The sequence below is a fragment of the Mesorhizobium sp. M0207 genome (assembly GCF_040321995.1).
Classification (GTDB): domain Bacteria; phylum Pseudomonadota; class Alphaproteobacteria; order Rhizobiales; family Rhizobiaceae; genus Mesorhizobium.
Map to the genome: position 1 here is coordinate 180,226 of NZ_JAMYSQ010000008.1, position 13,367 is coordinate 193,592.

A 13,367-nucleotide genomic window follows, 5' to 3' on the forward strand; every position below is an offset into this window, starting at 1 on the left:
CCCGCGTCAGAACGCGTCCATCCTGGCCGCGACCTTCGCGATGAACCTCGTCCGCGTCTCGTCCGTCGACAGGTTCATCGAGTAATGCGCGAGATAGGAGACCGACCCGCCGGGTTTGATGGTGGCGCGCAGCACCCGCTTGACCAGCTTGCGCGGCGGGTCACCCATCAGCATGGCTCGGAACCGGCTGCCGCCATAGGTCGTGACCGCGACCACCTTGCGGATGTTGTGCAGTGACGGCGTCACCTTGCCGTCGACCAGCTTGAACGACACGCCGGGCAGGAAGACGCGATCGAAAAAGCCTTTCAGAATGGCCGGATAGCCGAAGTTCCACACCGGAAACGACAGCACCAGCGCCTCGGCCCGCAGAAGGCGCTCGATATAGGCTGACGCCGGATCGCCGTCGCTGCGTTCGTCGTGATAGGACAGCCGTTCGGCCCGCGTCAGCCTGGGATCGAAACCCTCGGCATAGAGATCGCAGTCGTCGACGACATGGCCGGCGGCCTTCAGCCGCTCGATGATCGTCCGGTGCAGATCGGCGTTGAAGCTGGTCTCCACAGGATGAGCATAGAGGACGAGGACGTTCACAGGAGAACATCTCGCAAGTCGGCACCAAGCACCCCCCTCTGCCCTGCCGGGCATCTCCCCCTCAAGTGGGGAGATCGGCTGTCAGTATCGCTTTCGCCAGTTGACGACGTTGGAAGATGGTCGAGACGATGGAACTGCCAATCTCCCCCCTTGAGGGGGAGATGCCAAGTGGTGGCAAAGAGGGCAGGCCAGAGGGGGGTACAGCGCCACACGCCCGTCATCGTCTCAAACCGCCTTCTCCAGTCCCTTGAACAGGAACGACTTGCCCGAGCGATAGTCATAGTCCGGGTTCTCCCAGGCGATCATCTTGCCGGGATTGAGCAGGCCTTGCGGGTCGGTCTCGCGTTTGAAGGCGAGCTGCACCTCGTCGGTGCGCTTCATGCCGCCTTCTTCCAGCGTGTAGCGGTGCGGGTTGAAGATCCAGCAGCCATTGTCCTCGTGGATGCGGATGATCTCGTCGAGCCGCTCCGCCGTGGTGAAGCGCACCAGCGGCAGCCCTGCAATGCCGATTGCGCCGTCGAAGCGGATGAATTCGAGATGCGCCGGCACCTCGTCGCCGAAGCGGTCGACCATCGCCTTGACGTGGCCGAGGTGGTCCGGCGACGGGTAGCGGGTCTGCAGGTAGGTGATCGTCGGATCGACCCGGATGGCACGCAGCGTCGTGTGGTTCCAGGTCAGCTCATAGGCCGGCGGCAATCCCTTGAGATCGGCCTCCTTGTCGGCGCGGAAGACGATCTCGCCCTTGCTGCGCGCCGTGAAGGCGAGGAAGGCATCCATCGCATGCGGCGCGATCATCAGGACGACGATGCTTTGGCCGCGCCGGAAAAACCGCTGGTGGCGCTTGAAGTAATCGTAGGGGATCGGTGCTGCGATCGGCGTGATCAGTTTCGCCAGTATGCCGTCCTGGATGGCGAGGTCGTTGCCGAAGCCGGCCGCATCCATGAAATCGTCGAAGCCGACGATGACGTCGATCCAGTCATAGCTGACGGTCAGCGGCATCTCGACTTCGGTGATGATGCCGTTGGTGCCGTAGGCGTGCATCACCTTCAGCACGTCCTCGCCGGTGAGCTCCATGACCCGCGGCCGTGCCTCCATCGTCACGGTCCTCAGCCGGATGACGTTGCCGAGGTCGCGCAGTCCGCCCCAGCGGATCGAACCAATGCCGCCGGAGCCGCCGGCAACGAAGCCGCCGATCGATGCCGTGTTGTAGGTCGACGGCGACATGCGGAGCTCCTGGCCGGAATGCGCCCGCGTCGCTCTGTCGATGTCGGCGAGCACGGCGCCGGGGCCGGTGACGACACGACCGGGGGCGATCGTCTTGACCGCGTTCATCTCGGCGAGATTGAGCACGACGCCGCCGGACAAGGGCATCGCTTGGCCGTAGTTCCCAGTGCCGCTGCCGCGCGGCGTCACCGGGACGCCATGCCGGTGACAGGCGGCGAGAATGCGGACGACCTCGTCTTCGGTTTTCGGCGTCACGATCAGGTCGCCGGTGACGTGATCGAGCTGCTGCTTCAGCACCGGGCTGTACCAGTAGAAGTCGCGGCTCTTCTGCTGGACGATCGCCGGATGGTCGTCGATCTTCAAACCGTCCAGGTCGCGCTTGAGCGCCGCAATATCCATCATTCCACCATCAGATCATCGAGTTCGGCATAATCGGGCAGCTGGCGCTCGATCGCATGCCCGTCGCGCACGACGATGCGATCCGATTCGGGCCGTGACAGCAATTCCGTCCAGCTCCGCCCCTTGAAGACGACGAAATCGGCCGGCGCTCCGGCGGCAAGCGTGCCGAAACCATCGAGCCGCATCACCTTGGCCGGCGTCGCGGTCACCGCCTGCGGCCAGTCGGCGACCGGATGGTCGAGATGCAGGATGCGCGTCGCCATGCGGTAGACCTCCAGCATGTCGAGATCGCCATAGGCGTAGAACGGGTCGCGCGTATTGTCGGAGGCGACGGCGACGGCAATGCCGCGCGCCTTCATCTCGTGCAGCAGCGTCACCCCGCGCCAGCGCGGCGTTGTCCTGTCGCCTCGCCGGTCCTGCAGATAGAGATTGCACATCGGCAGCGACACCACCGCCAAGCCGGCCTTGGCGACCTTGTCCAGGGTGTCGAGCACGTCGAGATCGGGCTGGTGCGCCAGCGAGCAGCAATGGCCGACTAGGATGTTCCCGTCAAAACCGTTCCAAAGGGCGGCTTCGGCGATTTTCTTCAGCGAGATCGCCGCGATATCGTCGGTCTCGTCGGCGTGGAAATCGAGGTCGAGGCCGTGCTTGATCGCCTGCGCGAACACCTGGTCGAGCAATTCTTCGAGATCCGGCACCATGTAGGTGACGACCCCGAGGACACCCTTGGCGGCAGCCACCCGCTTGGCCAGCCTCTCGAACCATTTCCTGTCGCGCACGCCTTCGATGCCGAGCAGGCAGGCCGCCTGCAGCTCGATGCGGCTGCGCCATTTCTCCCGCATCGTCTCGAACACCGGCCAGGAGATCTCTTCCTGCGGCGCGACGCTGTCGAGATGCGTGCGCAGCGCCCTGGTGCCGTGCGCGTAGGCGCAGCGCAGCGAAAAATCCATGCGGCGGGCAACGTCGTCGGCGCTCCAGCGCGCCGCCCGGTCGGCGCCGGTCGCATTCAGCGCGCCCATGAAAGTGCCGTCCGGGTTGGGCTTTCGAGGCCAGATATGGCCCTTGTCGATATGGGTGTGGCAATCGACGAAGCACGGCAGCACGATGCGGCCGCCGAGGTCGGTGGCGTCCGCCGGTGCGTTGGATCGATGCGCCGTAATCCCGGAGATCTTGCCATCGGCGATTGCGATATCGGCGAGTGCAAAACCGTCGGCGTCGGAAGGAGCGGCAAGGCCGAGCGTCAGGGAGGCGTGAAGCCGGACCTTGGAGAGGACGAATTGGCCGGATTTGGGGATCATCGCAGAGGTCATCGCTGCCCCTCATACGGCTGCCGCCACCTTCTCCCCGTATAGAGACGGGGAGAAGGGGCTGACCGCGACCGCGGCGCACTTTCAGCAACGCTGGTGATGGGCGAGATCGTCGAGGAAGGCGTCCTTCTCCCCGTCACTATACGGGGAGAAGTGCCCGGCAGGGCGATGAGGGGCAGCGCTGACGCCGGGATGGGCGACAGGCAGCTTTTGCCTACAAAACACGGCACCATCACCGCTCCTGCCTCAGCGCGCTCTCGTGCCAGCGCCGCAAAATGAGATGCGAAATCAGTGACAGCACCAGGAAGATCAGGATGCCGGTGAGCGAGATCAGGATCAGCGCCGCGAACAGCCTTGGCGCGTTGAGCCGGTAGCCGGCCTCGATGATGCGCGAGGCGAGGCCGGACGACTGGCCGGTGGCGCCGGCGACGAACTCTGCCACCACCGCGCCGATCAGCGACAGGCCGCCGGCGATCTTCAGCCCGCCGAGGAAATAAGGCATCGCCGCCGGCAGCCGCAGATAGCGCAATTGCTGCCAGCGGGTCGCACCGTTGAGCTTGAACATGTCGCGCAGATTGCGGTCGACAGAATTGAGGCCGAGCGTGGTGTTGGAGAGGATCGGGAAGAAGGCGACGATCCAGGCGCAAAGCAAAAGCTTCGTCGTCTGGTTGTCGACATAGATATTGATCAGCGGAAAGATCGCGACGATCGGCGTCACCTGCAGCACGATGGCGAAGGGAAAGAACGACATCTCGACCCATTTCGACTGAGCGAACAGCACTGCCAGCCCGACACCGCCGACCACGGCGAGAAGCAGGCTCAAGAAGGTGATCCTGAGTGTCACCAGCAGCGAGGAGAACAGCAGCCCGGCATCGTCGTGCAGCGTTTGCAGCACCACACCGGGACGCGGCAGGATGTATTTCGGGATGTCGTTCCAGACGCAGATGCGGTCCCACAGCCAGATGGCCAGGATCATGATCGCCAGCGGCAGCAGCCATCTGCCGATGCGCTCGAAGCGCTCCTGGCGGACGCGGCGCGCCTCCTCCGGGTCGAGCGCCAGGACTGGTTCTTCAATGGCCGTCATGATGCGGTCCGGCAGTTGAGTTGATGGCGCCGATCAGCACGTCGGATGCCTGGCGGCAGAGCGCGGCATAGTCGGGCGAGGTGCGAAACGCCTCGTCGCGCGGATAGGATGCATCGACGGCAAGCTCGGCAAACACCCGGCCCGGCCGCGCCGCCATGACGACGATGCGGTTGGAGAGGAATACGCTTTCGAAGACGCTGTGGGTGACGAAAACGACGGTAAAACGCTCATCCTGCCATAGCTCGAGAAGGTCATTGTTGAGCTTGAAGCGGGTGATCTCGTCGAGTGCGGCGAACGGCTCGTCCATCAACAGAATGCGCGGCTTGGTCACCATGGCGCGGGCGATAGAGACGCGCATCTTCATGCCGCCCGACAGTTCGCGCGGCACGGCCTTCTCGAAGCCGGTCAGGTGAACCCGCGCCAGCATCTCCATCACCGCTGGCGCCGCCTTGGCACGCGACACGCCCTTCAGCCGCAGCGGCAGCCAGACATTGTCGAAGACGTCGGCCCAGGGCAGCAGCGTCGGTTCCTGGAAGACGAAGCCGATATTTGAACGGTCGCCGATATTCGAACGCTCGAGGGCACCGCTGCCGCGCCAGTCGAGCACGCCCGAGGTCGGCGTCGACAGGCCGGCAATCAGCCGCAGCGCCGTCGACTTGCCGCAGCCGGACGGTCCGAGCAGGCTGAGGAAATCGCCTTCCCGGATCGTCAGCTCGACATTGCTGAGCGCGGTGACGCCGTTGGAAAACACCTTGCCGACACCGCGCAGCGCCAACAGCGTCGGCCCTGGTATACTTCCTGGCTGTTGCGCCACTTTCTCCAGCTTCACGGCCTACTTCTTCAGGTCGAGCCCGACGCTCTTGTTGACGAAGGCCAGCGTGTAGGCCTTCTTGATGTCGATGCCCGCCGGCGTGACCTTGGCCTTGACCATCTTGTCGTAAAAACTCTGGATGCGCGCATCGGTCATGGCGCCGATGCCGAGCTTTTCGCTGTCGCCGGAATCGACCACGCCGAACTTCTTCAGCTGCTCGATCGAGAAGGCGATCTGCTCATCCGTCATGTCCGGATTTTCCTTTTTGATCATCTCGTTGGCGGCCTTGTTGTCGCCGTAGAGATAATTGTACCAGCCTTTGGCCGAGCCATCGACGAAGCACTGGACCACCTCGGGACGCTTGTCGATCGTCTCCTGCATGGTCTCGACCGTCGTTGCATATGTGTCCCAGCCATAGTCGGCCAGCAGAAACTGGTTCGGCGTGAAACCGCCCTGCTTCTGGACGGCGAATGGCTCCGAGGTGACGTAACCCTGCTGGATCGACTTCTTGTTGGCGATGAACGGCGCCGGGTTGAAGGTGTAGGGCACGCGCTTGGCGGCATCGAAGCCGAGGTCGGTGACCATCCACTGGAAGAAGGTCTGCGCACCTTCGTCGCCGAGGATGTACTGGTCGGCGTTCTTCAGGTCTTCCCATTTATCCAGCCCCTGCCCGGGATGGGACATGATGACCTGCGGGTCCTTCTGGAAGTCGGCCGCCACGACGCGCATCGGTATGCCTTGCTGCACGGCATCGAAGGCCGACAGCAGGTTGCCGCCCATGTAAAAATCGATCTTGCCGGCCAGCAGCAGCGGCCGGCCGCTGACCTGTGGGCCGCCCTGCATGATCGTCACGTCGATGCCGCAGGCGGCATAGGTGCCGTCCACCACGGCCTGGTAGTAACCACCATGCTCCGGCTCGGCCAGCCAGTTGGTGCCGAAGGTGACTTTTTCGTTCGCTGCCGCGGCAAGCGTGCCTGCGCCAAGCAGCACGATCACGCCCGCCGAAATCTTGAGTTTTCCGTACATCCACACCACCCTTTGTTCGCTCCGGCGCGTCACGCGTCGGGCTCGACACCATTGTTTCAAGAAGCAAGACACATGCCACCGGCGCGTTGCGCCGGGACCGCCCGCTTGTGCAATGCCCGCCTGAGCAATGGCGGCGCGAAGGCCGGACGGGTCATGCTGTACGAAAGGCATCGTGCCTATTTTTTGATCGCCTGTCCACAATCGCCCTCGTGACATGCACCGCCATCTTGATGCCCGCATCGATCCCGCTTTAGGCTGCCGGGAACGGAGATTGCCATGTTCAAATTTCTCACGCCGAAGTCGATCAAGCCGCCCTTCGCCCGCTACAGCCATGGTGTCGAACTGCCGCCCGGCAAGCGGCTGGTGCTGTGTTCGGGCCAAGTCGCAATCACCCCGGACGACCAGATCCCCGAGGAGGCCGGCGCACAGGCCGAGCTTTGTTTCCAGAACATAGCGGCGATTCTCGGCGAGGCCGGGCTCGGCCTGTCCGACATCGTCCGCATCAACACCTACGTCACCGACCGCGCCTTCCTGCGGCCCTATATGGAGGTTCGCGACCGGCTGTTTGCCAGCCCGGCGCCGGCCTCGACGCTGATGATCGTGTCCGGTTTTGCCCGGCCGGAATTCAAGGTCGAGATCGAGGTCATTGCGGCGGGATGATCGACAGCCGATCGTTCCCGCGTTAGGTCTGGGCTTGTCGGTTCAAGAGGGCATGACATGACCGCTGCAAAAAAACGCGTATGGTGGGGTGACTACCGGACCACCGAATACGCGACCGTCGATCCTGAGGCGACCATTGCCGTTCTGCCGCTGGCGGCGATTGAGCAGCACGGCCCGCATCTGCCGGTCTCGACCGACACCTCGATCATGAACGGCATGCTGGAAACGGTGATCGCGCGCCTGCCCGGCGATCTCGACATCCGCATCCTGCCGGTCCAGGCGGTAGGCAAGTCGAACGAGCATTTGCATGCGCCGGGCACCCTCACCCTGCCGGCGACGACCTTGGTCGAGGCGTGGACCGAACTTGGCCTGTCGGTCGCGCGCGCCGGCGTCCGAAAACTGATTGTCGTGAACTCGCATGGCGGCAATGAGGAGATCATGGGCATCATCACCCGCGAATTGCGCGTGCGGGCAAAGATGCTGGCGGTAAAGACCAGCTGGCAGCGTTTTGGCCGGCCGGCCGGCATGTACACCGAGCTCGAGGACCGCCACGGCATTCATGGCGGCGACGTCGAGACCTCGCTGATGCTGCATTTCCGGCCCGACCTCGTCGACATGGCCAAGGCCGACAATTTCGTGTCCAAGGTCGCCCGCGCCGAAAAGGAATTTTCGCTGCTGCGCCACACCGGAACGCACGCCTTCGCCTGGATCGCCAGCGACCTCAACCCGAATGGCGTGGTCGGCGACGCCAGCATTGCCACCGCCGAAAAAGGCCGGCTGACCGCCGAACATCAGGCCGACGGCTTCATCGGCCTGCTGAGGGACGTGGGCAAGGCAAAGCTGGCGGATTGGTTGGCGTAGGTGTTTGATCCCACCACCTCAGGCCTCGCTCACGAGGGGCGATTCCATTCGGGCGCGAGGATCCTCACTTCACGTCTTGAAGCGGCGACACCGTGTAGATTTCGTCGAGTATCTTCACCATCAAGGTGTTGGCGGTCGCCTGGCCGTCGAGCGCGAGAGTCAGGTTGGTCCATATGACCAGGGTGACATCATTGGCCGGATCGTAGCCCATGAAGGACTGGTAACCGGGCATCTCGCCTTCGTGATAGTAGATTTCGTTAGGCCCGAAAGTCAGCGTTAGGATGCCATAGCCGTATTTTTGCATGGCGGGTTCGCCCGGCTCCGGCGCCTCAGGGCTTGCAAGCCACTGCCGCTGGAAGTTGGCATTGAAGAGCTTGCCCCCGACCAGCGCGCGCATCCAGGTCGCGAGGTCATCCGCGGTGGAGATGACTCCGCCAGCCGCAAAGTAGGCGGACGGGTTCTGCCATGTGTCGTCGTTGGGCTTGAGCGTTCCCGCCCTGGCCGCAGCCTGGAGGTCGTCCGGATAGGGCGCATCAGCCAGGGCGTACGAAGTACTGCCGTAGAGATAGCCGTTTGAGTATGGCTCGGGGATGGCGTTCGACGTGCTCGGCGGCAACGCGGTGTTCTTCATGCCGAGCGGCCCGAACAGGCGGTCCCGGAAGATGGTCGAGAGCGGCTTGCCGTCGATCTTCTCGGCAACAAGGCCGAGCAGATAGTAGTTGGTGTTGTTGTACTCGAATTCGGCACCCGGCGCGAAGTCCGGCGGCCGTTTGAACGCCATGCCGAGTACTTCATCGGCGGTCCATACCCTGTAAGGATACTTGTCCAGGCTTTCGGCAAGTTCCGGCGCATTGGTGAAGTTAGGGAGGCCGCTCCGCATTGTTATGAGCTGCCGAATGGTTATCTCGTCGCCGTTGGGAACGCGCTGGACGTATTTCGAGATCAGATCGGCGAAGCTCAGTTTCCCCTCCTGCACCAGTTGCACGATGACAGCGGCGGTCATCGTCTTGGTGTTCGAGGCCGCACGGAAGTGGGTATCGGCGCGCGGCGGGTTCGTGGCACCCAGTTCAGTCGTACCGTAGCCGAAGACGAGGTTGCCCTGCGGAGTCTTGAGCAAAACCATGGCACCGGGCAGCATAAGTTCCTTGGCCAAACCCTCGACAGTGGCTTGGAGCGCTGCCAGGTCGATCGACTTGAGAGCCGGCATGGACGCGGCCATGGCGCTGCCTGTCGCGCAGACCACGCCAACAACGATGGCCAAAATTCTCCCGATCATCATTCGCCCCTTGGCCGTGTCCTAGAACTCCTGCGCATTTTCCTGGAATTTGTTTTTAAGCTCAGATTTTCAATTCGAACGGCGTGCCTTCGAAAGCATCCGCGCCGCGCCCGATCGCCTGGATCGCTTCGATCATCCGGCCCCTGCGATCGAGCAGTGCGTCGGCAATTGCGATCAGCCGCGGATTGGGTGTCGCCGTGGGCGACAGCGCGCGCAGCGTCTCGGCCAACTCGGCCTCGTCGCGCTTCGGCGCCAGCGCTGCCGCGATGATGTAGGCCGAGGCGGTCGAACGGCTGATGCCGGCATAGCAATGCACCACCAGCGGCCGCGACCGATCCCATTGGCAGGCGAAATCGAGCAGGTTCAAGACATGCTCCTCGCCCGGCATGGTCATGCCCTCCTGCGCCACCGCAATGTCATGCATGACCAGATGCAGATGGTTTTCCCTGGTGATCGAGGCCGGTCGCATCACCTCCGTTCCGGCAGCGAGCAGCGAAAGAAGCCGCCCGGCCCCGGTCTTCGTTACCGTTTCCTCGACTTTGGACAGCGAGCAGACGTGGATCATTGGGTAGTTTCTCCCTTGGCATCATCGTCGCGCCGCGAGGCCCAGCCGGCAAGTGCGGATTCGAGCCGCCGCCATTCTTCATCGGCTCCCGGCAGGCCGGCGCGCAGCACATCCGGACGATCGGCGAAATGCCGAAGCAGGATGCCGCGCTGGCCGAGCACCGAAAACAGGCCGGCGGCGCCCGCCAGCCTGATATAGCGGAACAACGCGGTGCCACCGGCGACAGGCACGCCGAAGCGGCCGAACAGCGTATCGAGCCGCGCAGCGTCCTCGGCCAGACGGCGCCGCATCCCGGCCTGCCAGCCGGTATCGGCAAGCGCCCTTATGCCATATTCGAGCGCCGGCCCGGCAACCGCCCATGGCCCGAATTGCGCCTCCAGCCGCTCGACCGTCAGCGCATCGGCCAGTGCAAAGCCAAGCCGCAGGCCGGCCAGGCCGAAGAACTTGCCGAACGAACGCAGCACGACGATGCCGCCCTGGTCGACGTCGCCGGCCAGGCTTTCGCTGCGCGGGCCGACATCCATGAAGGCCTCGTCGACCACCAGCAGCCCACCTCTGGCGCGCAATATCCCGGCAAGTCGAAGCAATCGTTCGCGCTCGACGACGCGCCCGTCCGGGTTGTTGGGATTGACGACGACGGCAAGGTCGGCCGCCGCCAGGGCTTCGAAATCATGGACTTCAGCCGCCGCATGGCCGGCGATCGCCGCTGCCCGCCGATGCTCGGCATAAGTCGGCCCGAGCACCAGCGCCGTGCCCGGGCTGACCAGGGAAGCGACGCCCGGCAACAGGATCTGCGTGCCGGGCGCCGCTGCGACATTCGCCGCCGACGGGGCGCCATAGGCGCTTGCCGCGCGTTCAGCCAAGTCGCGGCTGCGCGCTGTTTCCGGCAATCGCGACAGGGCGGTGGCGGGCAAATCGAAAAGCGGGTAGGAGTGCGGATTGATCCCGGTCGAGAGGTCGACGAAAGGCAGCGGCGCGTGAGGGAAAAGCGCCCTCGCCCGGCCAAGGCTTCCGCCGTGGTCCACTGCCGCCGTCACTCCATCAAGAGACTTCATGCCGATCCTGATCACTTTCCTGTCGCTGGCCATCGAACTTGTACTCGGCTACCCCGCCCGGCTCTTCGATGCCGTTGGGCATCCCGTCACCTGGTTCGGCAAGCTGATATCCTTTCTCGACCGCAGGCTCAACCGCGCCACTGATTCCGACGCGGACCGTCGCCGCTGGGGCGTCGTCACGCTGCTGGTGATCGTGCTGGTGCCGGCCGCCCTCGCCCTCTGGCTCGAAACCTTGCTTTGGAGCATTCCCCTCGGCTTGTTGGTCACCGCAATCCTGGCGACGTCGCTGCTGTCGCAGAAGAGCCTGGCCGAGCATGTCGAAGCGGTCGCCGACGCACTCGACAGCGGCGGACTGGATATGGGCCGCATTGCCGTCTCGCGGATCGTCGGCCGCGACCCGGAAAAGCTCGACAGGGCCGCTGTCTGCCGCGCCGCGATCGAAAGCCTGGCCGAGAATTTCTCCGACGGCGTCGTCGCTCCGGCCTTCTGGCTCGGTATCGGCGGGCTCGCCGGCGGCGTCGCCTACAAGGCCGCCAACACCGCCGATTCGATGATCGGCCATCGCACCCCGCGCCACGAAGCCTTCGGCTGGGCGGCTGCGCGCTTCGACGATTGGATCAATCTGCCGGCGTCGCGGCTGACGGCGCTGCTGATCGTACTCGCCGCTTTTCTGGTCAAGGGCGCCGACGCCAAAGCCGCCTGGCATGCTGTGCGGCGCGATGCGAAAAAACACCGCTCGCCCAATGCCGGCTGGCCGGAAGCAGCGATGGCCGGCGCGCTCGGCCTGGCGCTCGCCGGCCCCCGTTCCTACGACGGCGTCATGGTCGAAGACGCGTTGATGGGCGAAGGCGGCCGGCGCGATGATGTCGAGAGCACCGACATCCGACGGGCGCTGAAACTCTACCGGACTGCCGATTTTCTGCTGATCGCGCTGTTCGGCGTGGTCGCGGTGGTTGTTATCTTGGCGTGATCTGCGCTCGAGATCGAGCGGAAACAAAAAACCCACCATGCGGCGGGTCGTTGGAGCCAATTAGCACCATAGCCAAATTAGTAGCATAGCTGCCGGCACAAAGCAAGAACAAAATAAGGCTACGCCTCAAATAATCGCGTCAGGTCGGCGCCGCCCCTCACCCTTACCATTCCAGGGGCGAGCCGCTTCGTGCGGCTTTCCCTTCTCCCCTTGTGGGAGAAGGTGGCCGCGAAGCGGCCGGATGAGGGGTGTTCCAGCTTGGCACCAACAGCGCCCCGGCCAGCACCCCTCAACCGTCTTGGCGCTGCGCGCCAATCCACCTTCTCCCACAAGGGGAGAAGGAAGAAGAGGCGCCAGCAACCCCCTCAGAACTCGATCCCCTGCTGCGCCTTCACACCGGCGGAGAAGTGGTGCTTGGTCACGCCCATCTCGGTGACCAGATCGGCCGCCTCGACCAATACCGGTTTGGCGTTGCGGCCGGTGACGACGACATGCAGGCCTTCGCGACGCGCCTTCAGCGCCGCGACCACCTTTTCGAGATCGAGGTAGTCGTAGCGCAGCGCGATGTTCAGCTCGTCGAGCACCACGAGGCTGATCGACGGCTCGGCCATCAGCTCCAGCGCTTTCGCCCAGGCAGCCTCGGCCGCCGCGATGTCGCGCTTCAGGTCCTGTGTCTCCCAGGTAAAGCCTTCGCCCATGGCGTGCCAGACGACACGATCGCCAAAACTAGCAAACGCGTCCTTCTCGCCGGTGTGCCATTTGCCCTTGATGAACTGAACGACGCCGACGCGCTTGCCATAGCCGAGCATCCTGAGTGCCAGCCCAAAGGCGGCCGTGGTCTTGCCCTTGCCCGGTCCGGTGTTGACGATCAGCAGCCCCTTCTCGACCGTCTTGGCCGCGACCTCTGCGTCCTGCACCGCCTTGCGCTTGGCCATCTTGGCGCGGTGGCGTTCCTCGTCCTTGGGATCGATAGTATCAGCCATGTCATTTCACCTTGAGCGGCAGCCCCGCCACCATCAAAAGCACGGTGCCGGCAACAGCCGCGACGTCCTGGTTCAGCCGGCCGGCGGCGTCGCGAAACCGTCTTGCCAGCGCATTGTCCGGCACGATGCCCTGGCCGACCTCGTTGGACACCACGAACCACGGCCCACGCGGCCGCGACAGCACATCGGCCAGCCTCCGGCATTCGGCCTCGACATCATGGTCGGCCAGCATATGGTTGGTCAGCCACAGCGTCAGGCAATCGATCAGCACCGGCTGGCCGTCAGGCAGCGCTCCGATCGCGCCGGCAAGGTCGAGCGGCGCATCGATGGTCGTCCAGCCGGCGCCGCGGCGCGAGCGGTGCAGCGCGATGCGCTGGCGCATCTCGTCGTCATAGGCTTGCGCCGTGGCGATATAGCTCCAAGGCGGCGGGCCGACCGTCACCAGGCTCTCGGCATGCGCGCGCTTGGCGGGGCGCGCCCCCCCCCGGGCCCCGGTGAGGGGCCCCCCACCGCGGGGCGGCAAACCGGTGGCGCCCGCTGGTCGCCGGGCCCCGGGGG

The 13,367-nt window shown here is 64.4% G+C and carries 14 protein-coding genes; 3 read left to right on the forward strand and 11 right to left on the reverse strand.

Features of this window, described 5'->3' with window-relative positions:
• Positions 1-6: 6 nt before the first annotated feature.
• The 6 genes from NKJ15_RS14230 to NKJ15_RS14255 all read right to left on the reverse strand — a co-directional run bounded on the left by NKJ15_RS14230 (position 7) and on the right by NKJ15_RS14255 (position 6,439).
• Entirely contained in the window at positions 7-588 is a 582-nt protein-coding gene (locus NKJ15_RS14230) for an NAD(P)H-dependent oxidoreductase (RefSeq protein ID WP_352815812.1), read from the reverse strand.
• A gap of 225 nt (positions 589-813) precedes the next feature.
• A complete protein-coding gene (locus tag NKJ15_RS14235; RefSeq protein ID WP_502906904.1) occupies positions 814-2,214 on the reverse strand; it encodes an FAD-binding oxidoreductase in 1,401 nt (466 codons plus the stop codon).
• The gene (locus tag NKJ15_RS14240) at positions 2,211-3,509 is read right to left on the reverse strand and encodes a cytosine deaminase (RefSeq protein ID WP_352815841.1); all 1,299 of its coding nucleotides are present in this window, start codon (positions 3,507-3,509) and stop codon (positions 2,211-2,213) included. Before NKJ15_RS14240 ends, NKJ15_RS14235 begins: the two co-directional genes overlap by 4 nt.
• 241 nt (positions 3,510-3,750) lie before the next feature.
• Complete coding sequence (locus NKJ15_RS14245) at positions 3,751-4,602, reverse strand: ABC transporter permease (protein ID WP_352490743.1); 852 nt, start codon at positions 4,600-4,602, stop codon at positions 3,751-3,753.
• A complete protein-coding gene (locus NKJ15_RS14250) occupies positions 4,589-5,431 on the reverse strand; it encodes an ABC transporter ATP-binding protein (RefSeq protein WP_352815814.1) in 843 nt (280 codons plus the stop codon). Before NKJ15_RS14250 ends, NKJ15_RS14245 begins: the two co-directional genes overlap by 14 nt.
• Positions 5,432-5,434: 3 nt before the next feature.
• Positions 5,435-6,439: an ABC transporter substrate-binding protein gene (locus tag NKJ15_RS14255; protein ID WP_352815816.1), complete on the reverse strand. Its 1,005-nt coding sequence runs from the start codon at positions 6,437-6,439 to the stop codon at positions 5,435-5,437.
• Positions 6,440-6,715: 276 nt separating this feature from the next.
• Here NKJ15_RS14255 and NKJ15_RS14260 point away from each other — a divergent pair, with 276 nt between their 5' ends.
• Positions 6,716-7,099 (forward strand): RidA family protein, encoded by a 384-nt coding sequence (locus NKJ15_RS14260; RefSeq protein ID WP_352470263.1) that lies wholly within the window; start codon positions 6,716-6,718, stop codon positions 7,097-7,099.
• A 57-nt stretch (positions 7,100-7,156) separates the two neighbouring features.
• Positions 7,157-7,960 carry a creatininase family protein gene (locus tag NKJ15_RS14265; protein ID WP_352539639.1) on the forward strand — a complete coding sequence of 268 codons (804 nt, stop codon included), beginning with the start codon at positions 7,157-7,159 and terminating at the stop codon, positions 7,958-7,960.
• 64 nt (positions 7,961-8,024) lie between these two features.
• On the opposite strand, the gene NKJ15_RS14270 is transcribed toward NKJ15_RS14265, so the two are convergent.
• The 3 genes from NKJ15_RS14270 to cobD are packed head-to-tail and all read right to left on the reverse strand — an operon-like array spanning position 8,025 to position 10,856.
• On the reverse strand, positions 8,025-9,239 hold the full coding sequence (locus NKJ15_RS14270; protein WP_352815818.1) for a serine hydrolase domain-containing protein: 1,215 nt from the start codon (positions 9,237-9,239) through the stop codon (positions 8,025-8,027).
• 58 nt (positions 9,240-9,297) lie between these two features.
• On the reverse strand, positions 9,298-9,801 hold the full coding sequence (locus NKJ15_RS14275) for a tyrosine phosphatase family protein (RefSeq protein ID WP_352815820.1): 504 nt from the start codon (positions 9,799-9,801) through the stop codon (positions 9,298-9,300).
• Positions 9,798-10,856 (reverse strand): threonine-phosphate decarboxylase CobD, encoded by a 1,059-nt coding sequence (gene cobD / locus NKJ15_RS14280; RefSeq protein WP_352815821.1) that lies wholly within the window; start codon positions 10,854-10,856, stop codon positions 9,798-9,800. Before cobD ends, NKJ15_RS14275 begins: the two co-directional genes overlap by 4 nt.
• Here cobD and cbiB point away from each other — a divergent pair.
• On the forward strand, positions 10,855-11,826 hold the full coding sequence (cbiB, locus tag NKJ15_RS14285) for an adenosylcobinamide-phosphate synthase CbiB (RefSeq protein ID WP_352815823.1): 972 nt from the start codon (positions 10,855-10,857) through the stop codon (positions 11,824-11,826). The genes cobD and cbiB overlap by 2 nt on opposite strands.
• A gap of 365 nt (positions 11,827-12,191) precedes the next feature.
• On the opposite strand, the gene cobO is transcribed toward cbiB, so the two are convergent.
• The gene (gene cobO, locus NKJ15_RS14290; RefSeq protein ID WP_352815825.1) at positions 12,192-12,809 is read right to left on the reverse strand and encodes a cob(I)yrinic acid a,c-diamide adenosyltransferase; all 618 of its coding nucleotides are present in this window, start codon (positions 12,807-12,809) and stop codon (positions 12,192-12,194) included.
• A 1-nt stretch (position 12,810) separates the two neighbouring features.
• On the reverse strand, positions 12,811-13,332 hold the full coding sequence (gene cobU / locus NKJ15_RS14295) for a bifunctional adenosylcobinamide kinase/adenosylcobinamide-phosphate guanylyltransferase (RefSeq protein WP_352815843.1): 522 nt from the start codon (positions 13,330-13,332) through the stop codon (positions 12,811-12,813).
• Positions 13,333-13,367: the final 35 nt, after the last annotated feature.

Coding starts and splice junctions, on each gene's coding strand:
- NKJ15_RS14275 (WP_352815820.1), bottom strand. CDS start 9,801: ATGATCCACGTCTGCTCGCTGTCCAAAGTCGAGGAAACGGTAACGAAG.
- NKJ15_RS14255 (WP_352815816.1), bottom strand. CDS start 6,439: ATGTACGGAAAACTCAAGATTTCGGCGGGCGTGATCGTGCTGCTTGGC.
- cobD (WP_352815821.1), bottom strand. CDS start 10,856: ATGAAGTCTCTTGATGGAGTGACGGCGGCAGTGGACCACGGCGGAAGC.
- NKJ15_RS14265 (WP_352539639.1), top strand. CDS start 7,157: ATGACCGCTGCAAAAAAACGCGTATGGTGGGGTGACTACCGGACCACC.
- NKJ15_RS14235 (WP_502906904.1), bottom strand. CDS start 2,214: ATGATGGATATTGCGGCGCTCAAGCGCGACCTGGACGGTTTGAAGATC.
- NKJ15_RS14270 (WP_352815818.1), bottom strand. CDS start 9,239: ATGATGATCGGGAGAATTTTGGCCATCGTTGTTGGCGTGGTCTGCGCG.
- NKJ15_RS14240 (WP_352815841.1), bottom strand. CDS start 3,509: ATGATCCCCAAATCCGGCCAATTCGTCCTCTCCAAGGTCCGGCTTCAC.
- NKJ15_RS14245 (WP_352490743.1), bottom strand. CDS start 4,602: ATGACGGCCATTGAAGAACCAGTCCTGGCGCTCGACCCGGAGGAGGCG.
- cbiB (WP_352815823.1), top strand. CDS start 10,855: ATGCCGATCCTGATCACTTTCCTGTCGCTGGCCATCGAACTTGTACTC.
- cobO (WP_352815825.1), bottom strand. CDS start 12,809: ATGGCTGATACTATCGATCCCAAGGACGAGGAACGCCACCGCGCCAAG.
- NKJ15_RS14260 (WP_352470263.1), top strand. CDS start 6,716: ATGTTCAAATTTCTCACGCCGAAGTCGATCAAGCCGCCCTTCGCCCGC.